This is a genomic window from Agrobacterium leguminum (assembly GCF_005144435.2).
Classification (GTDB): domain Bacteria; phylum Pseudomonadota; class Alphaproteobacteria; order Rhizobiales; family Rhizobiaceae; genus Agrobacterium; species Agrobacterium leguminum.
Genome location: NZ_CP120212.1, coordinates 91,246 through 112,228 on the forward strand (window position 1 = coordinate 91,246; position 20,983 = coordinate 112,228).

The 20,983-nt window shown below is 60.9% G+C and carries 20 protein-coding genes; 6 read left to right on the forward strand and 14 right to left on the reverse strand.

The window, feature by feature from the left end:
• Positions 1 to 23: 23 nt before the first annotated feature.
• The 5 genes from CFBP4996_RS14965 to kduI form a co-directional block, all read right to left on the reverse strand.
• Positions 24 to 902 carry an amidohydrolase family protein gene (locus CFBP4996_RS14965; protein WP_080854713.1) on the reverse strand — a complete coding sequence of 293 codons (879 nt, stop codon included), beginning with the start codon at positions 900 to 902 and terminating at the stop codon, positions 24 to 26.
• A complete protein-coding gene (locus CFBP4996_RS14970) occupies positions 899 to 2,035 on the reverse strand; it encodes a D-galactarolactone cycloisomerase (protein WP_080854712.1) in 1,137 nt (378 codons plus the stop codon). Before CFBP4996_RS14970 ends, CFBP4996_RS14965 begins: the two co-directional genes overlap by 4 nt.
• Before the next feature lie 36 nt (positions 2,036 to 2,071).
• Positions 2,072 to 2,983, reverse strand: a complete 912-nt coding sequence (kdgD, locus tag CFBP4996_RS14975; protein ID WP_003522686.1) for a 5-dehydro-4-deoxyglucarate dehydratase — start codon at positions 2,981 to 2,983, stop codon at positions 2,072 to 2,074.
• 114 nt (positions 2,984 to 3,097) lie between these two features.
• On the reverse strand, positions 3,098 to 3,841 hold the full coding sequence (gene kduD / locus CFBP4996_RS14980; RefSeq protein ID WP_078053632.1) for a 2-dehydro-3-deoxy-D-gluconate 5-dehydrogenase KduD: 744 nt from the start codon (positions 3,839 to 3,841) through the stop codon (positions 3,098 to 3,100).
• A complete protein-coding gene (kduI, locus tag CFBP4996_RS14985) occupies positions 3,838 to 4,662 on the reverse strand; it encodes a 5-dehydro-4-deoxy-D-glucuronate isomerase (RefSeq protein WP_080820777.1) in 825 nt (274 codons plus the stop codon). Before kduI ends, kduD begins: the two co-directional genes overlap by 4 nt.
• A gap of 138 nt (positions 4,663 to 4,800) precedes the next feature.
• On the opposite strand from kduI, the gene CFBP4996_RS14990 reads away from it, so the two are divergent.
• From CFBP4996_RS14990 to CFBP4996_RS15000, 3 genes are all read left to right on the forward strand, one after another.
• Entirely contained in the window at positions 4,801 to 5,598 is a 798-nt protein-coding gene (locus CFBP4996_RS14990) for an NAD-dependent epimerase/dehydratase family protein (protein WP_059757062.1), read from the forward strand.
• Positions 5,599 to 5,707: 109 nt separating this feature from the next.
• The gene (locus tag CFBP4996_RS14995; protein WP_020812260.1) at positions 5,708 to 6,445 is read left to right on the forward strand and encodes a FadR/GntR family transcriptional regulator; all 738 of its coding nucleotides are present in this window, start codon (positions 5,708 to 5,710) and stop codon (positions 6,443 to 6,445) included.
• A gap of 42 nt (positions 6,446 to 6,487) precedes the next feature.
• Entirely contained in the window at positions 6,488 to 6,805 is a 318-nt protein-coding gene (locus tag CFBP4996_RS15000) for a cupin domain-containing protein (protein ID WP_003522691.1), read from the forward strand.
• Between the two features lie 8 nt (positions 6,806 to 6,813).
• Here CFBP4996_RS15000 and CFBP4996_RS15005 read toward each other — a convergent pair whose 3' ends face one another.
• The 6 genes from CFBP4996_RS15005 to CFBP4996_RS15030 all read right to left on the reverse strand — a co-directional run bounded on the left by CFBP4996_RS15005 (position 6,814) and on the right by CFBP4996_RS15030 (position 14,753).
• Positions 6,814 to 8,046, reverse strand: a complete 1,233-nt coding sequence (locus CFBP4996_RS15005) for a M24 family metallopeptidase (protein WP_080854711.1) — start codon at positions 8,044 to 8,046, stop codon at positions 6,814 to 6,816.
• A gap of 330 nt (positions 8,047 to 8,376) precedes the next feature.
• Positions 8,377 to 10,380, reverse strand: a complete 2,004-nt coding sequence (locus tag CFBP4996_RS15010) for an aldo/keto reductase (protein ID WP_080854918.1) — start codon at positions 10,378 to 10,380, stop codon at positions 8,377 to 8,379.
• A 45-nt stretch (positions 10,381 to 10,425) separates the two neighbouring features.
• The gene (locus CFBP4996_RS15015; RefSeq protein ID WP_080854710.1) at positions 10,426 to 11,511 is read right to left on the reverse strand and encodes an ABC transporter ATP-binding protein; all 1,086 of its coding nucleotides are present in this window, start codon (positions 11,509 to 11,511) and stop codon (positions 10,426 to 10,428) included.
• Between the two features lie 11 nt (positions 11,512 to 11,522).
• Positions 11,523 to 12,359, reverse strand: a complete 837-nt coding sequence (locus CFBP4996_RS15020) for a carbohydrate ABC transporter permease (RefSeq protein ID WP_080854709.1) — start codon at positions 12,357 to 12,359, stop codon at positions 11,523 to 11,525.
• Positions 12,356 to 13,216 (reverse strand): carbohydrate ABC transporter permease, encoded by an 861-nt coding sequence (locus CFBP4996_RS15025; RefSeq protein WP_065656190.1) that lies wholly within the window; start codon positions 13,214 to 13,216, stop codon positions 12,356 to 12,358. The genes CFBP4996_RS15020 and CFBP4996_RS15025 overlap by 4 nt, the downstream gene beginning before the upstream one ends.
• Before the next feature lie 265 nt (positions 13,217 to 13,481).
• The gene (locus CFBP4996_RS15030; RefSeq protein WP_080854708.1) at positions 13,482 to 14,753 is read right to left on the reverse strand and encodes an ABC transporter substrate-binding protein; all 1,272 of its coding nucleotides are present in this window, start codon (positions 14,751 to 14,753) and stop codon (positions 13,482 to 13,484) included.
• A gap of 86 nt (positions 14,754 to 14,839) precedes the next feature.
• Here CFBP4996_RS15030 and CFBP4996_RS15035 point away from each other — a divergent pair, with 86 nt between their 5' ends.
• Positions 14,840 to 15,736 carry a helix-turn-helix domain-containing protein gene (locus tag CFBP4996_RS15035; RefSeq protein ID WP_170988588.1) on the forward strand — a complete coding sequence of 299 codons (897 nt, stop codon included), beginning with the start codon at positions 14,840 to 14,842 and terminating at the stop codon, positions 15,734 to 15,736.
• A 190-nt stretch (positions 15,737 to 15,926) separates the two neighbouring features.
• On the opposite strand, the gene CFBP4996_RS15040 is transcribed toward CFBP4996_RS15035, so the two are convergent.
• Positions 15,927 to 16,781 carry an AraC family transcriptional regulator gene (locus tag CFBP4996_RS15040; protein WP_080854706.1) on the reverse strand — a complete coding sequence of 285 codons (855 nt, stop codon included), beginning with the start codon at positions 16,779 to 16,781 and terminating at the stop codon, positions 15,927 to 15,929.
• A gap of 123 nt (positions 16,782 to 16,904) precedes the next feature.
• Between CFBP4996_RS15040 and CFBP4996_RS15045 the strand changes: the two genes are divergently transcribed.
• Positions 16,905 to 18,107: an MFS transporter gene (locus CFBP4996_RS15045; protein ID WP_080854705.1), complete on the forward strand. Its 1,203-nt coding sequence runs from the start codon at positions 16,905 to 16,907 to the stop codon at positions 18,105 to 18,107.
• Positions 18,108 to 18,192: 85 nt separating this feature from the next.
• Positions 18,193 to 19,089: a LysR substrate-binding domain-containing protein gene (locus CFBP4996_RS15050; protein ID WP_080854704.1), complete on the forward strand. Its 897-nt coding sequence runs from the start codon at positions 18,193 to 18,195 to the stop codon at positions 19,087 to 19,089.
• Between the two features lie 24 nt (positions 19,090 to 19,113).
• Here CFBP4996_RS15050 and CFBP4996_RS15055 read toward each other — a convergent pair whose 3' ends face one another.
• Together CFBP4996_RS15055 and CFBP4996_RS15060 are read right to left on the reverse strand one after the other, a co-directional pair.
• Complete coding sequence (locus CFBP4996_RS15055) at positions 19,114 to 20,394, reverse strand: TRAP transporter large permease (RefSeq protein ID WP_080854703.1); 1,281 nt, start codon at positions 20,392 to 20,394, stop codon at positions 19,114 to 19,116.
• Between the two features lie 3 nt (positions 20,395 to 20,397).
• Positions 20,398 to 20,949, reverse strand: coding sequence for a TRAP transporter small permease (locus tag CFBP4996_RS15060; RefSeq protein WP_080854702.1), 552 nt, complete (start codon positions 20,947 to 20,949; stop codon positions 20,398 to 20,400).
• Positions 20,950 to 20,983: the final 34 nt, after the last annotated feature.

Consider the following 20,983-nt stretch of genomic DNA (forward strand, 5'->3'; position numbering starts at 1 on the left):
GATTCCGGTCATCCAGGATTGACCTACGCCGCCGTGACTGGCGGCAGCTTGAACAGCGCTTCCGGGTTTTCCACCAGCGCGCGATGGCGCGCGGCATCGTCCGGCAGCCAGCCGAGTATGAGTTCCGCAAGCCGGGCATCGTCGGGATAGGCCGCCGTCTCGCGGATGGAATTATGCGGCCAGTTGGTGCCCCAGACGATGCGCTCCGGCGCATGGGCGGCGATGACGCGCGAAAAGGCGGCGATGTCCTCATAGGGCCAGCTCTCACGCGAACTTTCGTAAACGCCGGCGAACTTGAACCAGAGATTGCCTCGGTCGATGAGTTTCAGAAGCCCCGCCATTTCCGGGCCATCGGTTTTGATGCCCTTGAAGAACTTGCCGTGGTGATCGAACACCCAGCGCGAGCGGATGTTCTGAAGGCGCGGCAGGTGATCGAGCAGCGTATTGCCGTCGAATTGCACCGCCACCATCCAGTCGGCCGCATGCGCGCGCTCGTCCACGGCTTCCAGCTCGGACAGGTTTACCGCACCGCCCGGCAAATCCATGATACGCGCACCGACGGCCCCTGCGGCGGCAAGCTGTTCCATGTCCTTTTCGGTCGTGCCCGCATCGATGATGACCACCGCGCGGGCCGCCTCGCCCATTTCCGCGACACAGGCGAGTGTGTTGCCGTTATCGCGTTGATGGGCGTTGCCCTGGGTGATGATGACCCGGTCGATGCCGAGCCATTGCATGAGGCTGCGATAATCCTCCGGTCCGGGCAGAGCGCCCGGCGGCAGGCCCGGTCCACCCGGCAGGGCGGGATAGTGGCGCAGATAGAGATGCATCTGCGTATCGACGGCGCCTTTCGGGAAAGCGGGCCGAGGCGCTGTGCCGCTCAGTTTTCTGACAAGTTCGCTCACGGGTCTGGCATCCTGAATTCAAGCAATGCGTCGCGGTCGATCTCTATTCCGAGGCCGGGGCCGTTCGGGATCGTGACGACGCCGTTTACCGCCTCTATCGGCTCGCTCAGCACGGCCTGCCGGAACGGATTATAGGTGCGGTCGAATTCCATGATCGGCTCGATGGGATTGACCCGCACCGGATCGGGCGTCATCGCCGCCATGAATTGCAGGGCTGCCGCAATCTGTACGCCGGTGCCCCAGACATGCGGCACGATGCGCACGCCGTGCAGCGTGGCGAGCGCCGCGATCTTCTGCGTTTCGGAAAAGCCGCCGCAGCCGCAGAGATCGGGCTGGAGAATATCCACGGCGCCGGCGGAAAGCGCCTGCCACATGCCATAACGCCCGTGCCAGGTCTCACCGCCCGCAACCGGTATCGGCTGTCCGGCCCGCACCCGGGCATAGGCATCGAGCTGTTCGGGAACCACCGGCTCCTCGAACCAGTCGATACCATAGTCGGCGGCGCGGTTGCCGAGCGCGATGGCCTCGGTGACGGTGTAGCCGTGATTGGCGTCGATCATCAGCCGCATATCCGGCCCAATCGCCTCGCGCACCGCGACGATGACGCGGAGGTCTTCCTCGATGCCGAAGCCGATCTTGATCTTGCAGGCGTGAAAGCCGTCCGCCCGGCGCTCCGCCATCTCGGAGGCATTGTCGGAAACGCGGTCGACGCCATCGCGCTTGAAGCTGCCGGTGGCATAGGCCCGCACGCTTTCGCGCCAGCGCCCGCCGAGCAGCATCGAGATGGAAGCACCGTAATGCTTGCCCTTGATGTCCCACAGCGCGATATCGATGCCGGACAGGGCCGTGAGGCTGAGGCCGCGCTGGCCCTGATCGCGCAGGGCATTATAAAGCACGGCCCAGATCTTCTCGGTCTCACGCGGGTCCTGGCCGATGAGCCAGCCGGAATAGGCCTGGACCACGGCGGCGTTGGGTCGCGCCGGGCCGAGGCATTCGCCCCAGCCGACGGTCCCGTCGTCGCATTCGATTTCCACCAGAATATGGGCGCGGCGATCAAAACGCATGGATGCGCTTTCGAACGGCGTGTCCAGGCAATGTTCGAGCAGATGCGTGCGCACCGCTGTGATCTTCATGGCTCCCCTCCCGCTTGTCTCGATCAGGCCGCCAAATCAGGCTTTGCGCTTATGCGTGCCGATCAAGGCGTCGAGCATGCCGATTTCCTCATTGGTCAGATCCTTCAGCGGCGCACGCACCGGACCGGCGTTGAAGCCTTGCAGGCGCACGCCGGCCTTGACGGCGGAGACGGCATAACCCTTGGCGCGGTTGCGGATCGCCATGAACGGATAGAAGAATTCCGTCAGGATACGCTCGCAGGTGGCGCGTTCGCCGGCACGCAAGGCGGCGTAGAATTCGTTGGCAAGGCCCGGCACGAAGTTGAAGACAGCCGAGGAATAGGTGGTAAAACCGGCGCCGAGATAGGCTTCGGCAAACAGTTCCGCCGTCGGCATGCCGCCGAGATACATCAGGCGGTCGCCCATCTTGGCGGTGATCTGGCGAACGAGGCCGATATCGCCGGTGCCGTCCTTGAAGCCGACGAGGTTCGGGCATTCGTCGCAGAGACGCGCCAGCGTATCCGCCTGCAGCACGGAATTGTCGCGGTTATAAACCATGACACCGATGCCGACCGACTGACACACCTTCTTGATGTGGGCGTAAAGGCCTTCCTGCGGCGCATCGATGAGATAATGCGGCAGAAGCAGGATGCCGTCCGCGCCGACCTTTTCGACCGAACGGGCGATATCGACGGCGATCTCGGTGCCGTAACCGCAGCCGGAAACGATGGCGGTTTCACCGGCCACATCCTTGGCGGCGGAAACGATGGTCGGAATTTCATCCGGCTTCAGCGAGAAGAACTCACCTGTGCCGCCGGCGGCAAACAGCACCGGCGCCTTGTAGCCGGCAAGCCATTCGACATGCGCCCTGTAACTGTCCTGAGCGAAACGGCCCTCGGAATCGAAATGGGTGACCGGGAAAGACAACAGGCCGGAGCCGAGCGCCGCCTTGATTTGTTCAGGGTTCATGTTTGGTATTCCTTTGCAAATTCATTGACTGGAAGCCACCTAACCCGGTTGCCGCATGCTTGTCAACAATTCATCATACATGTTGTATGATGAATTGTTGAAATCTGTAACAGATCAGCGCGCCAGCCAGCCGCCATCGACATTGAGAATGGCGCCATGCACATAATCCGCCGCCGGCGAGGCAAGGAAAACCGCCGCCCCGGCTATATCGTCGGAATGGCCCCAGCGGCCGGCCGGAATACGCTCGAGAATGGCCTTGTTACGGGCCGCATCCGCGCGCAGCGCCTCGGTATTGTTGGTTTCGATGTAGCCGGGCGCAATCGCATTCACATTGATGCCCTTTGCCGCCCACTCATTCGCCAGAAGCTTGGTGAGGCCGGCGACGCCATGTTTCGCCGCCGTATAGGACGGCACGCGAATACCGCCCTGAAAGGAGAGGAGCGAAGCGATATTGACCACCTTGCCGGACCGGCCTTTCGCCAGCAACTCTTTCGCAAAAGCCTGGGTGGTGAAAAACAGCGCCTTGAGATTGACGTCCATCACCTCGTCCCAGTCGAGTTCGGAAAACTCGACGGAATCGGCACGGCGGATGATGCCGGCATTGTTGACGAGAATATCGAAACCGGCTCCGGCAAAACTGTCCTTCGCCGCCAGCGGATCGGCAAAATCGATAGACAATGCGCTGGCCTTGCCGCCGTCCCTGGCGATCATCTCCAGCGTTTCATCCGGCGCGCGGCGGGCGGCGCAGACCACCTCCGCGCCGGCCGCGGCGAGCCCCACCGCAATCGCCTGGCCAAGCCCTGTATTCGCGCCGGTGACGAGCGCCTTACGCCCCTGAAGCGAAAAGGGATTCTTCATTTCAGATCTCCCGGCTGGATGAAGTCCATGTCGGTGTAATCGACATTGTCTCCCGCCATGGCCCAGATGAAGGTGTAAGAACCGATGCCGGCGCCGGAATGGATGGACCAGGGCGGAGAAATCGCACCCTCTTCATTCGAAATGAACAGATGCCGGGTTTCCTGCGGCTCACCCATCAGATGCAGCACGCGCGACTTCTCATCCATGCCGAAATAGAGATACGCCTCCATGCGGCGATCGTGAATGTGGGAAGGAATGGTGTTCCAGACTGAACCGTCCTCCAGCGTCGTATACCCCAGCACCAGCTGGCAGCTTTCCATGACCAGCGGATGGATGAACTGGTTGATGGTGCGTTTGTTGGAGGTTTCGGTCGCGCCGAGCTTGACCTCCTTGCTATTGGCCAGTGTCACGAGCTTTGCCGGCAGGCTGCGATGCGCCGGGCAGGAGGTGATGTAGAATCGCCCTGCTCCGTCAAAGGTCACCGCGCCGCTGCCTGCACCGAGATAAAGCACATCGCCGCGATTGAGGGTATAGGTCTCGCCGCCGGCGCTGACCGTGCCGGTCTCGCCGATATTGACGATGCCCATCTCACGCCGGTCGAGGAAGGACGGCGTTTTGGTTTCTTCCACCTTGTCCAGCGTCAGCGGCGCACCGTTCGGCACCGCGCCGCCCATCACGAAGCGATCATAATGGGTGTAGATCAACCTGATTTCGCCGGAACGAAACATGTCGTTGGCGAGGAAATGCCGGCGGAGCCCTTCGGTATCCAGCGTTTTTGCATATTCCGGGTTCACGGCCTGCCTTGTTTCGACGGTCAACATCAAACTCATCCTTCATGATTGTTGCGTATGGCACATAATATATGTTATCCGCTTTTTGTACGATCTGTATGACAAGGTCAAGAGGCATAGGCATATCTCGACCACGCCAGGGACGTGCAACGCTGAGGGAGAATGGCAATGAAACGGCTTCTTGTTACCGGTGCTGCGGGCCAGCTTGGCCGCGTCATGCGCAAACGCCTTGCATCGATGGCCGAGACCATTCGCCTTGCCGATCTCGCCCCGCTCGATCCGGCAGGCCCGAACGAGGAATGCATGCAATGCGACCTTGCGGATGCAGACGCCGTTGACGCCATGGTTGCCGGTTGCGACGGCATCGTTCACCTCGGCGGCATATCGGTGGAGAAGCCTTTCGAACAAATCCTTCAGGGCAACATCATCGGGCTTTATAATCTCTACGAGGCCGCCCGCGCCCACGGCCAGCCGCGAATTGTTTTCGCCAGTTCCAACCATACGATCGGCTATTATCCCCAGACCGAACGGCTTGGTCCCGACGTTCCCTTCCGCCCGGACGGCCTCTACGGCGTTTCCAAATGTTTCGGCGAAAACCTCGCCCGCCTGTATTTCGAGAAATTCGGACAGGAGACGGCGCTTGTGCGCATCGGCTCCTGCACCCCGGAACCCAACAATTACCGCATGCTGTCCACATGGTTCTCGCATGACGATTTCGTGTCGCTGATCGAAGCGGCGTTCCGCGCACCCGTTCTCGGCTGCCCGGTCGTCTGGGGTGCGTCGGCCAATGATGCCAGCTGGTGGGACAATTCGCATCTCGGCTTTCTTGGATGGAAACCGAAGGATAATGCCGAGGCCTTCCGGGAGCACATCGCCCGGACCGCCCCCAAACCGGACCCGAGCGACGCGGTAGTCCGCTTTCAGGGTGGCGTGTTTGTCGACAACCCGATCTTCAAGGAGACGTGAAATGTCGCACGGACCTTTCCCGCGAAAAAGGCGGGATTGCATGCCAGGCCGCGAATGACGTATCGAGGAACGGTGCACGCAACCGACATTTTTTAGAACGGCGACCAAGATGACAAAAGCGACAAGCTCCGAACCGGCAGCTCCACAAGGCAGAACGCTTGTGGTGAAGGTCTCGGAGGAACTCCGCAGCCAGATCGCCAAGGGTCGTTACAAGACGGGCGAACGCCTGCCCTCCGAAGCGCAGATGACGCAGGAATTCGGTGTCAGCCGTACCGTGGTGCGGGAGGCAATCGCCTCGCTACGCTCCGACGGTCTGGTCGAGCCGCGTCAGGGCGCGGGTGTTTTCGTACTGGAACCCGCACCCACTGAGCGGCGTCCCTTCCACAATGTCGATCTCGCACGCGTCTCGTCGCTGATCGAAATGCTGGAATTGCGTACCGCCGTGGAAGGTGACGCCGCCGGTCTTGCCGCCATTCGCCGCTCGCCGGCGCAGGAGGAAAAGATCATTGAGGCCTTCGATGCCTTCCGCGCCAGCGCCACTAAGGGCGTGCCGACGGCGGAGGCCGATTTCGCCTTCCATCTCGCCATTGCCGAAGCGACCAACAATCCCCGCTTCAGCGAGTTTCTACAGGTGCTCGGCCCCACCCTCATTCCACGCCGCGCCGTGGCGGAAAACGGCACGGAAACCGTGCTTTCGCCCGCCGATCTCGCCCGGCTCGTCGGTGAACACGAAGCGATCCTGATCGCGATACAGGACGGCGACGAGGAGGCGGCGCGCAGCGCCATGCGCAGCCACCTGAAAAGCAGCCAGACGCGTTATCGCTCCATGCTGCGCGCGCCGCGCTGAGACTACCTGTTTAAACCGCATTGCATGACTGAGGAGAACGATATGCAGCAGCTTCCGACCTTCCCCACCGTTTCCCCCGACGATGGCGTGGAGCGCACCGTGCTTTCCGAAGCGCCGGAACTGATGGTGGTCTCCTTCCGCTTCAAGACCGGCGCCGAAGGCAGGCTGCACAGCCATCCGCATGTGCAATCCACCTATGTCGCCAGCGGCAGCTTCCGCTTTTACCGCGACGGTGAGGCCTACGATCTTCAGAAGGGCGATAGTCTCGTCATTCCCGGCCATATCGAGCATGGCTGCCTGTGCCTGGAAGAGGGCGAGCTGATCGACTGCTTTACCCCGCGCCGCGACGATTTCCTCTGATCCGGCGCTCAGTCCGCCGATAAATCCCGCAGGCTGCGCGGCAGGCTGTTCATGCATTCCGCGCCGGAGGAGGTGACGAGGAACTGGTCCTCGATCATCAGCGCGCCCAGCCCTTCGCCATAAAACGGCGCTTCGAGCGCGACGACCGTGCCAGGAAGAATAATTTCCGGATTGTCATGGGAAAAGAACGGCCATTCCTCGATGCCCACGCCACCGCCGACGGAATGGCCGAAATGGCCGCGATAATATTCGCTGAAACCTTGCCCGCGCATCGAGGCCAGCATGGCGGCGTGCACAGCACCGAATGTATTGCCCGGACGAATCGCTTCCAGCCCACGGGCAAAGGCCGCCTCCAGCGCCTTGAAAATATCGGCAGCGAGCGGAGAGACCGGCCCCCACGAAAAACTCCGCGCGCCATCCGATGAATAACCATCGACCAGCGTGCCGACATCGGCCTTGATGAGCGCACCCGGCGTGACAACCGCCGCCATATCCGACAAAGCGGGTCCGACGGATATGTAATCCCAATGGCCGCTCAGCGAAAACCCGGATTTCGCGGCATGGGCCTGCGCGCCGGCCTTCCAGGCGGCGGAAAGCCCACCGAGTGCCGCGCCAGGCTTGACGGCAGCGGCCATCGCGACCAGCCCGGCCTCAGCCGCCGCTGCCGCGCGCCTCAGAAGCCCTATCTCGCGCTCGGATTTCACGGCGCGCAGACGGCGCAGCACGGCCGATCCGTCAACCCAGTCGACATCGGGCAGCGCCTGACGCAGCGCCAGAAAATCGGCGGCGGGCATGAATTCGAGGTCAACGCCAATGCGCGCCACCGACAGCCCACGCTCCCGCAGCAGGTCGGCCAGCAGGCCGAAACAGGCGGCGCGATCGAACGTCTCCGGCCTCGGACCACCGGAATTGTTGCGGCGATAGGCATCGTCCACCTGCGCGATGGTTTCGACGCCCGACAGATCGACCATATCGATCCAGATGCGATGGCAGCGCAGATCGATCTCCGGCGCGGCCTTCCTGACAAGCGGGGCGGCATGATCGCTGACGACAGCGGCAAGCCGCGCATCGGCATCAGCCGGCACAAGCGCAATTGCCGAACCGGCCCTGCCCCACATGGTCGCGACACCGGCATGGGCGCCGACCGCATAACGGAAGGCTTCGGGCTGGAACAGCACCAGCGCGTCGATATCCGCTTCCCGCATCAGCTGCTGGGCACGGCTTCGGTCGATATCGCTCATGGGAACCCCGGTGATTGTTTGGCTGCCGTGTTTCGCGACACGTTTATGGACCTACGCTTTACCAGTCACCAGGAGAGGAATGAAGGTGGAAGATGACATCTCCACCCCGAAGATCGTCAGTTCGAGCGAGCGATTACCGCTTGTTTCTTCTCCCCGCCGGGGAGAAGTCCACAGCAGCGGGATGAGGGGGCGACGTTAGCGATAGACCGAGAGCTTGCCCCCTCATCCGACCCTTCGGGCCACCTTCTCCCCGGCGGGGAGAAGAAACGGGCGGCAAGGTCTTGCCCAATGTCGTTGAGACGGCGGATAGATCCGCCGTCTCATTGCCTTTCACGCCTCCAGCCACTTCACCTGCTCGGCCGTCAGCGCAATATCCAGCGCCGAAAGACTATCCTCCAGCTCCGCAATCGTGCGCGGCCCGATCAGCGGAATGACCGGGAAAGGCTGGGCGATGACATAAGCGAGCGCGATATGGATCGGGTGCCGCCCAAGTTCTTGGGCAAGCTCGATCGCCCGGTCGCGGCGGACGAAATTGCGGTCGGAATACCAGACGCGGACGATTTCTTCATCGTCATGCTTGTCGCGCCCTGCCCTGTCCGTGAAAAATCCACGTCCCTGGCTAGACCAGGCGAAATTGGGAATCTGGCGGGATTGTAGCCATTCCTTCCACTCGTCATCCGATGCCGCGACGCAGCCCGCCCAGATGGGATCGAGCATTTCCGCGAGAGAGAAATTGTTGGAAAGCGCGGCCGGAGCCTGCTTACCGTTCTTCGCAGCATAGGCGGCCGCCTCATCCATGCGCTCACGCGTCCAGTTAGAGCCGCCGAAAATACCGCGAATGCGCCCGCGCCGGATTTCGGCATCCATGACATCGACGAACTCGCCGACCGGAACGTCCAGATTATCGCGATGCATGAAATAGGCATCGACATAATCCGTCTTCAGCCGCTCAAGCGATTGATCGAGCTGCTTTGCGATCATGTCAGGATAGCAGAGCGGCGAATGTGCGCCCTTGCCGATCAGCACGATCTCTTCGCGCGGCACGTTGCGGCTGGTGTGCCAGTCGCCGAAAATCGCTTCGGTCCTGCCTGCGCCATAGACATAGGCCGTATCGAAGAGATTGCCGCCCGCCTCGTAAAAGGCATCCAGCGTCAGGGATGCGGAGGCGAAATTGGGGAAGAATTCGAAACCGAGCGCGACCACGGACGCGGGCTTGGCAAGGCCCGGTATCTGCCGCTTGGGAACCGAATTTCCGGCAACGACCTTGCCACCGGCGATATTTCCGATGCGCGATGTCGCCTTTTCGACGCTGTATTCGAGCCCGACGGAAGCCCGCCACTGGTCCATGACACGCAGATTGCCGAGACTATCGGCCCAGGCCATGCCGGGTGCCGCGAATTCATGTCTGCCCTGGCGAATTGCCTCACCCGCCGCATCGACTTCGAAGGAATAAAGCCAGCGATCCTCCGGCAACTCGATGGTTTCCACCTTGTCGCCCCTGATGATATCGATCCGGCCGGTGCCACCCTTGTGGCCGGCGGCAAACCAGAAATCCTTGACCTCGATGCGCCCTTCCGAGCCGATGATGCGCAGCACATTGTCCTGCGCCGCCATGATCGAGCACGAGACTTCGGCGACGATGCCATTTGCGAATTTCAGCACAGCCGAGGCCCATTCATCGACGCCCGACTGACCGAGATGGGCGGCGCCCGCCACTTTTTCGGGTTCGGCGAAAGGTTTTCCATCCACGGCGCCGGCGATCATCCGCACCATGGAAACCGGATACCCCCCGACATCGAGAATGCCGCCGCCCGCCGTTTCATTGGCGAAAAGCCGGTGACCGGCCCGGAACGAGCCCATGTTGAAACCGAAGCTGGAGCGGATGATGCGGATATCGCCGACGGTGCGGGCTTTCACCAGCTCCAGCAGTTTCGCCGTCTGCGGATGCAGGCGATACATATAGGCCTCGCCCGCGAAGACGCCGGCCTTTTTCGCCTCGTGGAAAATGGCGTCGGCATCATAGGCCGAGAGCGCGATGGGTTTTTCCACCAGCACGTTCTTGCCGGCCCGGATTGCCTTGATCGCCCATTCGGCATGGCCGGTATGGGGTGTGGCGATATAGACGGCGTCGATATCGGGATCGGCAAGCAGCGCATCGTAGCCATGGATGATGCGTGCACCGGCGAAGGCCTCGGCAAGGCCGGGCTTATCCGGATTGCGGGTGGCGATGGCCTCTAACCTGCCGGTGCGGGAATGGGCGATACCATCAGCAAAGGTTCTGGCAATGGTGCCCGGGCCGATGATGCCCCAGCGGATCGGTTGTACGGTCGTCATGAAATCCTCGTCTTTCATATCAGTCTTGGGTGCTTGGGAAAGGGTTCAGCGCAGGCGGTCGCCTTTGCTGTCGAAAAGGAAAGCCCTGCGGGCGGAAAGGCCGACCGTCAGCCGGTCGCGATTACCGACATCGCGCGATTCCGGGCGCTCGATGATGAGCTGCTCGCCGCCTTCGGTACGGGCATAGACATAGCTGGTATTGCCGAGATGTTCGGCGACATCGACATGAACGGTGAGATCGGCATCGCCCGCGCCCGCATCGGCAAAATGTTCAGGCCGGATACCGAGCGAGACCCTGGCTCCCTCGTTCAAACGCGCAGTGACCGGCAGGCTCAGCCGCACCGCAGGGTCGCTGTCGAGCGACAGCGTAACGTCCTCCGCGCCGCTGCCGACGATGGTGGCTTCCAGAAAATTCATCTTCGGTGAACCGACGAAACCGGCAACGAAGCGGTTGGCGGGATCGTCGTAAAGATCGAGCGGCGCGCCGACCTGTTCGATATTGCCGGCCCGCAGCACCACGATCTTGTCGGCCAGCGTCATCGCCTCGGTCTGGTCGTGGGTGACATAGATCATCGTGGTGCCGAGCTGCTTGTGCAGGCGCGAGATTTCCACGCGCATCTGCACCCGCAATTCGGCATCGAGGTTGGACAGCGGCTCGTCGAACAGGAAGACCTGCGGTTCGCGCACGATGGCGCGGCCGATGGCCACGCGCTGGCGCTGGCCGCCGGAAAGCTGCTTCGGGCGGCGCTCCATCAACTCGTTGATCTGAAGGATTTCGGCGGCGCGGTTGACCCGCTTTTGCGTATCGGCCTTCGGGTTGCCGTTCATCCGGAGGCCGAAGGAGAGGTTTTCGGCCACCGTCATATGCGGATAAAGCGCATAGGACTGGAACACCATGGCAATGCCGCGATCGGCCGGATCGGCATCGCTGACCGTCTTGCCGCCGATCACGATATCGCCGCCGGAAATATCTTCCAGCCCGGCGATCATTCTGAGAAGCGTGGATTTGCCACAGCCGGACGGGCCGACGAAAACGACGAATTCCCCGTCTTTCACCTCGAGATTTGCGCCATGGATCACTTCCAGCGCGCCATAACGCTTCACGACGTTTTTGAGCGAAAGTTCCGCCATGCGGCCTCCCCTTACTTGACTGCCCCGGCGGAAATGCCGGCGATGAAGTGGCGCTGCAAAGCAACGAAAACCACGAGAATGGGTGCGGTGAGCAGCACCGCGCCGGCCATGATGCCGCCCCATGACACTTTGGTCAGCCCGATGAGGGTGCCAAGCGCCACGGGTGCGGTCATCATTCCTGGGCGGGAATTGATGAGAAGCGGCCAGAGATAATTGTTCCACGACGCCAGGAAGAGGATGATCGACAGCGCCGCCATGGTGGGTCGCGCCAATGGCAGGGCGATGCGCAGGAATATCTGCCATTCCTTGACGCCCTCCACCCGTGCCGCATCGAAAAGCTCCGTCGGCATCATCGAAAAGGATTGCCGCATGAACAGCACGCCGAGCGAGTTGAACAGCGGCGGCACGATCAGCGCCACCCAGGTGTTGGCGAGCTTGAACTCCCGCGCCACCATGATGAATTGCGGAATGACGACAACGGCGAAAGGGAGGGTAATGGTGCCGAGAATGATGGCGATCACCACCCCGCGCCCGGCAAAACGGTAACGCGCCAGCGCCCAGCCGGCCATCGACGTCAGAAACACCGAAAGAACCGTGTAAATGACGGCGACGGTGATCGAGATGAACATGGCCCTGAGGAAATTGGTATCCGCCTGCAGATTGTTGAAATTCTCGACGAAATTGGTGGATGGCACCAGAACAATGTCCGGGCTGAAAATGCCGTAATCCGGCATGGTCGAGAACACGAACATCATCCACAGCGGAAACAGCCAGACGATGGCAAGCGGTGTCAGCACCGCATGCAGCGCGATCTTCTGCCAGAAGAGCGATCTCGATTTCGATCTCATTTCGGCTCCCTCCCGACCCAGAGATTGAGGAGTGAAATGGCGATGGCGAGCGCCGCCATGGTGTAGGCGATGGCCGAGGCGTAACCGAAATTGAGCGAGGTGAAGCCTTGGCGATAAAGGAACAGCCCCAGCGTCTCCGTGCCGCCGCCCGGCCCGCCCCTGTTAGTGATGAGGAAGGGTTCGGCAAACAGCTGCATGGTGCCGATGACCGAGAGCACGACGCAGAACAGGATGATGGGTTTAAGCAACGGCAAGGTGATGTAAAAGAACTGCTGCCGCTTGCTCACCTTGTCCAGCGTCGCCGCCTCATAGACATCGCCGGGGATGGATTGCAGGCCGGCCAGGATGATGATGGCATTATACCCCGCCCAGCGCCACGTGACGGCGATGATGACGAGCGCCATGGCCGCATTGGCATTGTCGAACCAGGAGACTGGCGAAAGGCCGACTGAGGTGATGAGCTTGTTGATGATGCCGAAATCGGCGCTGAACATCAGCCGGAAGACAGCCGCATAGGCCACCTCGCCAACGACGACAGGCGCGAAAAAGGCAAAGCGGTAAAGCGGCCGCGCCTTCAGGAGCGGCGAATTCAACAGCACCGCCATGACGGTGGCGAGCGCGATCATGACGGGCACCTGAATGACCAGAATGATCAGCGTATTGTAGAGCGCGTTATAAAAGGCCGGATCGGAAACGAGCCGCCCCCAGTTCATGGAAGGCGCAAACCGCCATGGGTTTATGCGCGTGTTCTGGAACGACAGCATGAACGAGCTGATGATCGGCCAGACCCAGAAGGTGGCGAAAATCAGAAGATAGGGCGCAAGGAACGCATAAGCGATCCTGTTCCTTGACGGCATGACGACCTCCAGATGCCGGCGGTTTTGCCGGATAAATGGAAAAGCTTCAGAAAGGCCCGGCCCCGTTTCTAAGGGCCAATGCCATCGCAGGGTGTTGCGGCGTGTTTCTTCTCCCCGCCGGGGAGAAGGTGGCCCGAAGGGTCGGATGAGGGGGCTGGCTCACCGAATATCGCTACCCTCGCCCCCTCATCCCGCTGCCGCGGACTTCTCCCCCTCGGGGAGAAGAGATTCGTGGCACCCACTCGGTTCATAAACAGCCGCCGGCTTACTCCGCGACCGGCAAACCGGTGGCCGTTTCGATCTGCTTGGCCGCATCATCAAGCGCTGCTTTCGCATCGGGATAACCGCCGGCGAAATATTTCGTCTGCGTCGCCTTGTAGATCGCATCCGCATCCGACTGGAACGCCGTGCCGCGGCTCGGCACGATCTTCGGCAGGGTGGCGAGAATATCGGTCCACACCGCCTGCCCGCCCCAATAGGCCTGCTTTTCCTTGACGAAAGGATCGTCGATGGCGGACAGCAGCGAGGGAACGAGGCCGAAGGATTTCAGCATCGTCACCTGACCTTCATTGGTGGTCAGCGCATAGTCGATATATTTCCACGCGGCTTCCTTGTGTTCGGATGTCGAGCTGATCGCCAGCGACGAACCGCCGAGATTGGCCGCATGCGGACCATCCGGCGTCAGGCTCGGCATCAGATAGACGCCCCATTTGCCGGAAAGATCGGGAGAGCCGGAACGAACCGTACCTTCATACCAGGCGCCATACATCTGGCTGGCGGCCTTGCCGGCCGTATTGGCCTGGATTTTTTCATCCCAGATCGCCGCCGTGATGATGCCGGCGTCCTTCATTTCCTTGACCTTTTCAAGGGTCGCGACACAGGCCGGCTGGTTGATGGTGATGTTCTGGCCATCGGTCGAAAAGTAACCGCATCCCTGCTCATTGGCGATCATGCGAAACCATTCGCTGTCGCCGTTGAAATCGGCCTGCGCCATGACGGTGCCGGGATTGGCGGCCATGACCTTCTTGCCGGCGGCGATGAAATCATCCCAGCTTTTGATGGTGGCCGGATCGACGCCTGCCTTCTCATAGAAGTCGCGGCGATAAAATACCGCCACCGGACCGGAATCCCACGGAACCGCATAGGCGACGCCGTCAACTTCCAGCTCCGTGCGCTTGAAATCCGGGAAAAGCGCCTGTTTCTCGGGCGTATAGCCAAGCTCGGTCAGATTGGCGAAACAATCGGGAAAACGGCTCCAGAACAGTTCCGCTTCGAAATTTTCAATGGTGACGATATCAGGAAGACCATCGCCCCCGGCTGCGCAGGCAGCCAGTGTCTTGTCAAAAACCTGATTGTTTCCAAGGTCTTCAACGACGATCTTGATATCCGGATTCTGCTTGTTGAAGCCCTCTACCGTGGATTTCAGCGCGGAAGCCGCGACGTTCCAGCTCCAGATGGTGACGGTTTCTGTTTGCGCGAAAGCCGGGGCTGCGAGAAGCAGCATGGCCGTAGACGCGCCAAGAAATTTCAAGCACATTGAAAACCTCCCTTTTTCAATTGCCGTTCTTCAGCGAACATGGGCACATTAGCGGCGGCAGGAAATCTGTCTCGTAAAAAGGGAACATCGATTTGGCGGAAAGTAAGATTGCTGAAAGAGCCTTCTACCAGCCGGGTGCAAGCAGCATCGAAGGCATGCCGACGACGCTGCAGCTTTTTCACAATCATCCGCCCATCATGCTCAGGCCCCACTGGCACGCGCAGGTGGAAGTGAATTACGTCATGTCGGGGTCGGTGCATTATCGCATGGGCGACCATGACCTGACGCTCAACGCCGGCCAGATGTGCATTTTCTGGGGCGGTCAGCCGCATCAGATGGACCATTCCTCCGACGATTCCTTTTATGCCGGTGCGCACCTGCCGCTGGTGCACTTCTTCCGCATGCGGCTGCCCGCCACGGTCTCCAGCCAGCTGATGGGTGGTGCTACGATGGTGAGCGCTGAGACCGACCGGGCAGATGCGGAGAATTTCGGTCGCTGGTTCCGTTACGTCACCTCGGGCGATCCGGCGAAAGCTCAGCACGCGGTGGAGGAACTGCTGCTCCGGGTCGAGCGGATGTTTCTGGAGCCTTACTCCGTCATATCCTCGGCCATGAATGGAAAACGCAGACAGGATGACGAGGGCATGGCGCCCTCCATCGGCGTGGTGCGCATGTGCGACTTCATCGCCGCCAATTTTCTCGATGATATCGACGCGACCGATATTGCCCGCGCCGCATCGCTGCATCCGAAATATGCGATGAACCTGTTTCGAAAATCCACCGGCATGACGCTGATCAAATATCTGACCCTGCTCCGGCTATCCCGCGCGCAGGCGATGCTGATGACCGGCAAGGACAATATCCTGCAGATCGCCATGGAAAGCGGCTTCGGCTCCGTCAGCGCCTTCAACAAGGCGTTCCGCCAAATCGCCGGCATGTCGCCTTCCGATTTCCGCCGCGACATGCGGGCGACTGCGGCTTAGGGTATTCCGACGCAGCCGTTACCGTAGCAACGTGCCTAGTGCCGACGCGTCCTATCTCCACCCCTCATTCCTGTGCTTGTCACAGGAATCCAGCCGACGCGCGTCTGCGCGGCGGTAAAGACTCTTTTCAGCCCAAAGACTTGGGCTGGCTGGATCCCTGTGACAAGCACAGGGATGAGGAGCGTTAAGCCTAGTCTCCTATGTCGTCCAAGTCGGAAAAAGCTCCCCCGCGCTGCCGCGCCGCCTGCCGATAGGCCCTTGGTGAACTGCCCAGCATTCGCCGGAACATGGTGGTGAAAGCCGGTATGTTTTCATAACCGGCATCCAGCGCCACATTCGTCACCGCTTCGCCGGCCGCCAGTCTCGGCAGTGAGGCGAAGATACAGGCCTGCTGGCGCCAGGTGACGAAACTCAACCCCAGTTCTTTGCGGAACAGCCGCGTAAAAGAACGCCGGCTGATGCCCATGGCCGCCGCCCAGTCGTCGATCTCCACCCGCGCCACCGGCTTTTTCAGGAAATCGCGGCACAACGCCGCCAGACGCTCATTATCGGGAAATGGCAGTCCGAGCGGCCGTTCGGGCAGACGATTGATCTCATCCAGCAACAGCGCCCGCACCAGACCGCGCCGATGAAAGGCGGGCGGCTCATGCTCTTCGCCCAGCAGTTCCGCAATCAGGCTGGAGGCGAGATCGGTGATTTCCACCACCCGCGGCACTTCGGCCTGAAACAGGTCGGGATGCACGTATATCGATTGCATTTCCACCGTCGAGATGGTCTCTGACTCGTGTTCCAGTCCGGCGGGAATAATCAGCCCATGGCCGGGCGGTATCATCCAGCGACCATCCGCGGTGCTGACCAGAACCACGCCCCGGCGGGCGTGCCAGATCTGCGCCCGGAGATGGCTGTGGACCGGCGCCCGATGTCCCGTGGCATAGGTGCGGCAAATCGCCAGCACCGGCTCGTTGGTGCCATCGATCAGTTTCAGCATGTAGTTATGGTCTTCGGCCGAAAAGGAACCGAACATCATGGAATTGATTTTAGTCATTTGGCCCACTCACAAAGAAAATCGTCCAGAACACAAATGCAGGCCAGAAACAATATGAATAAAAGCGGGAAGAAATAAAGACATGTTTCCCGCCTTCCGCCGGGAACCCGAGAGGACTTCATCATGGCCACTGTTACCAGCGCCGGCAACAGCTTCAATCCGCAACGCACGGCGTTTTCAATCATCGCAGCCGCCAGCTTCTGCCATATGCTGAACGACATCATGCAATCGCTGCTGACGTCGCTTTACCCGCTGCTGAAAGCCAATTACGCGCTCGATTTCGTGCAGATCGGCCTGCTTACCTTCGCCTTTCAGGTCACCGCATCGCTGCTGCAGCCGGTCGTCGGCATGGTGACGGATCGCTGGCCGATGCCGTTTTCCCTGCCCGTCGCCATGCTGTCCACCTGCGCCGGCCTCATCACGCTCGCCTTCGCCCATAGTTTCGAGGTTCTGGTGATCGGCGCCTGCCTTATCGGCATCGGTTCGGCGATCTTCCATCCGGAAGCTTCCCGCGTCGCACGCCTGGCATCCGGCGGCCGCCACGGTCTGGCGCAATCCTTCTTCCAGGTGGGCGGCAATACCGGCACGGCCATCGGTCCGCTGCTTGCCGCCTTCATCGTCATCCCGCTCGGGCAGTCCAGCCTCAGCTGGTTCTCCCTGATCGCACTCGTCGGTTTTGGCGTGCTTTCCTGGGTTGGCGTCTGGTACACCCGCCACCGCCGCGCAACCGTCGGCAAGGCCCCGGCCAGCCGCACCCTTCCCCTTGCCCGTGGCACGGTGATCATGACGCTTCTGGTGCTGGTGGTTCTGACCGCCACCAAGAATGCCTATCTCGCCAGCCTGTCCAGCTACTTCACCTTCTACACCATCGACAAGTTCGGCCTTGGCGTACAGGACGCGCAGGTTCTGCTGTTCCTCTTCCTCGGCGCTTCGGCACTGGGCGTGTTCTTCGGCGGCCCGATCGGCGACCGTTTCGGCTCACGCGTCGTCATCTGGTTCTCGATCCTCGGCGTCATTCCCTTCGCGCTGCTGCTGCCCTATGCGAACCTGTTCTGGACGGCCATTCTCGTCGTCGTCATCGGCTTCGTGTTCTCCTCCGCTTTCTCGGCCATCGTCGTCTTCGCGCAGGAACTCGTGCCGGGCCGTGTGGGCCTCATCGCCGGCATGTTCTTCGGTTTCGCCTTCGGTTTCGGCGGTATCGGCGCTGCGGTTCTGGGTGTTTATGCGGATAAGGAAGGCATTGAATTCGTCTACCGCATCTGCTCCTACATGCCGCTGCTCGGCCTGCTCACGGTGTTCCTGCCGAAACTGCCGAGCCACCGCTAAAAGCTGAGCCTTCAACGCTTTTCAACACGGCGGTCACCTGTGATACTCAGGTGACCGCCGTATTCCGTTGAGCAAAGCCCTACCCATGCAAATCCCGATAAAATCGATCCTCGTTTTCCACGCCGCGGCAAGGGCGGGCAGCATTTCCCGAGCGGCGGAAGAGTTGAGCGTCACCCCTTCGGCCATTTCCCAGCAGATCCAGTTACTGGAAGGCCAGCTCGGCACGACCCTGATGGCGCGAACCGGCCGCAAGGTGACGCTGACCGAAGCGGGCGAGCGGTATTTTTCGATGATCACCGCGCAGATCGAACAGATCGCGGATGCCACGGACAGCATTCGCGGTTTCCGCTCGGTCACGACACTGACGATCCGGGCGACGCCGACCATATCCAACAAGTGGCTGCTGCCGCGTCTCGGCTCGTTTCTCGAGGAGCATCCCGAACTGGAAGTACGTCTCGACGGCACCAACGAGCCAACCGATTTTTCGCAGGAGCTTGTCGATATAGAATTGCGCCACGGCGATGGCCGCTGGCCGGGCCTCTTCGTGGAAGGGCTGGTGGAGGAGGAATTCCTGCCGGTCTGTTCGCCGAAGTATCCCGGTGCGGGTAAATTTCTGCCCGAGGAATTGCAGAACCAGCGGCTGATTCATTCGGTCAAGGCGCAGGCGCAATGGAACCACTGGTTCCCGCTGGCTGGCGTGACAGCCGAAAAGCGCTGGCGGCGGGTCCTGTTCGACCGCAGCCACATGGCCATCGATGCCGCCGTTCTCGGCATCGGCGTGGCGTTGGAAAGCACCTTGATGATGGAGCGGGAGCTGCAGGACAAAATGCTGATCCCGGCCGTGACGGACGCACCGCGCATCAAGCTCGTCACCCAATGGATCGTTTGCCCGCATTCCCATCTGCGGCAGAGAAAAGTCATGCTGTTTCTGGAGTGGATGCGAAAACAACGCGACGAGTGGCAAGCCCGTCGCGTTGTCTGATGGTTCAGGCAATCCGTTTTCGCGTCAATAAAGCCCCATCAGCCTGATTGGCCCAAGCGTCAGCACCGGGAACAGCACCAGCGCGAAGATGGCAAGCGTCAGCACCGTCATCGGCGCCAGCGAACCTCGAATGACATCCTCGATTTTCATATTCGCCACCTGTGCTGCCGCAAACAGGCAGACCCCCACCGGCGGCGTCACCAGCCCGAGCGTCAGCGTCATGACAGTCACGATCAGGAAATGGATCGGATCGATGCCCAGCGCCTCCACTGGCGGCATCAGCACCGGAATGAGGATGAACATGGCGGGGATCGCTTCCATGAAGATGCCGATGATGAGCAGAAAGACGAAGATGACAAGCATGCCGGTCATTGGCCCGAGGTTCATGGCCTTCAGGAGATCGGCGACCTGTTCCGGCAGGCCATCGAAGGTGAAGACCCAGGCGGCGAGCTGCGAGGTGGCGGCGATGAACAGGATGGTTCCCGAGATACGCGCGGTCGAGATCAATATTTCCGGCAGTTCGCGTAGCGGCAGGGTGCGGTAAACGATGACGCCGAGCACCGCTACGTAAACCACCGCGATGGCTGCGGCCTCCGTCGGCGTGAACAGGCCGCTGGCAATGCCGATGATGAGGATCAGTGGCGTCAGCATCGGCAGGATGGCGCGAAGACCCGTGACGACGACCAGACGGAAATTGAAGGGTGTCGGCGGATTGTAACCGTAATGCACCGAATAGAAGTGGTTAAAAACCAGAAAGGCGAAGGCGATGAAGAGGCCGGGCACCAGACCCGCGATCAGCAGCGTGCCGATGGATACGTTGGCGATGGAGCCGGCAATCACGATCAGGATCGACGGCGGGATAATCGAGGAGAGCGTCGAGGTGCAGAGCGTCATGCCGACGGCATAGCCCTTCGGAAATCCATGGCGTTCCATCGCCTTGATCTCGATGGCGCCGACCGAGGCGATATCGGCAACGGAGGAGCCGGAAACGCCGGAGAAGATCACCGAAGAGATGACGTTGACGTGGCCAAGCCCACCGGGAAGCCAGCCGACCATGGCTTCGGCGAAATCGAAGATGCGCTCCGCCACACGCCCTCGTTCCATGACGGTGCCGACGAGGATGAAAAGCGGAACGGCGACAAGGAGGAAGGAGTTCATCGACGAGAACATCGTCTGCGACAGCAGGTCCATGGGCATGGAGGTGAAGAGCCACAGCGTGCCGACACTGGCGAGCGCCAGCGCGATGGCAAGCGGCACGCCGAGCATGCTGAGACCGAAAAAGGCGATGAGAAGAAAGACCGACATGGCTCAATGTCCTGCTGAAATAGAGATATCGGCATGGGCGATCTCATCCGCCGGCAGACCAAGCTCGGGAAGCGCGATGAGCTCCCGGCGGCTGCGCAGCGATTCGATGATGGCCAGCACGGCGATGATGGCGGAGACCGGCAACACGATGCCGATGGTCCACATGGGGATCGGCAGGGTCGCGGCGGTCTCGTTCATCATGATCTGCTGGCGCACCAGGGTCAGGCCCGTCCAGCCCATCATGCCGAAAAAGAATACCGAGGAACCGACATAGATCGGCACCGCCAGCCGCCGGAAGAAGCGGTGAAACAGCACCAGAAACACCACGACACGGGCGCTTTCAACGGTGCGGAAGCCGGCGGCGAGGCCGAGGAACACCATCCAGATGAAGAGGAAACGCGTCGCCTCCTCGGTCCAGGGAAGCGGGCTGCCGGTTAGGCGGCCGATGACCTGAAGAAGAACGACGATGAGAATGCCGGCACAGGCCGCTCCTGCGGCCACATCGGCGATGAGTTTAACGATGGTGCCGAGCACCGAAGGTTTCGTATCGTTCATGACAATACCCTTCCACTGCTGAAACCGGATATCC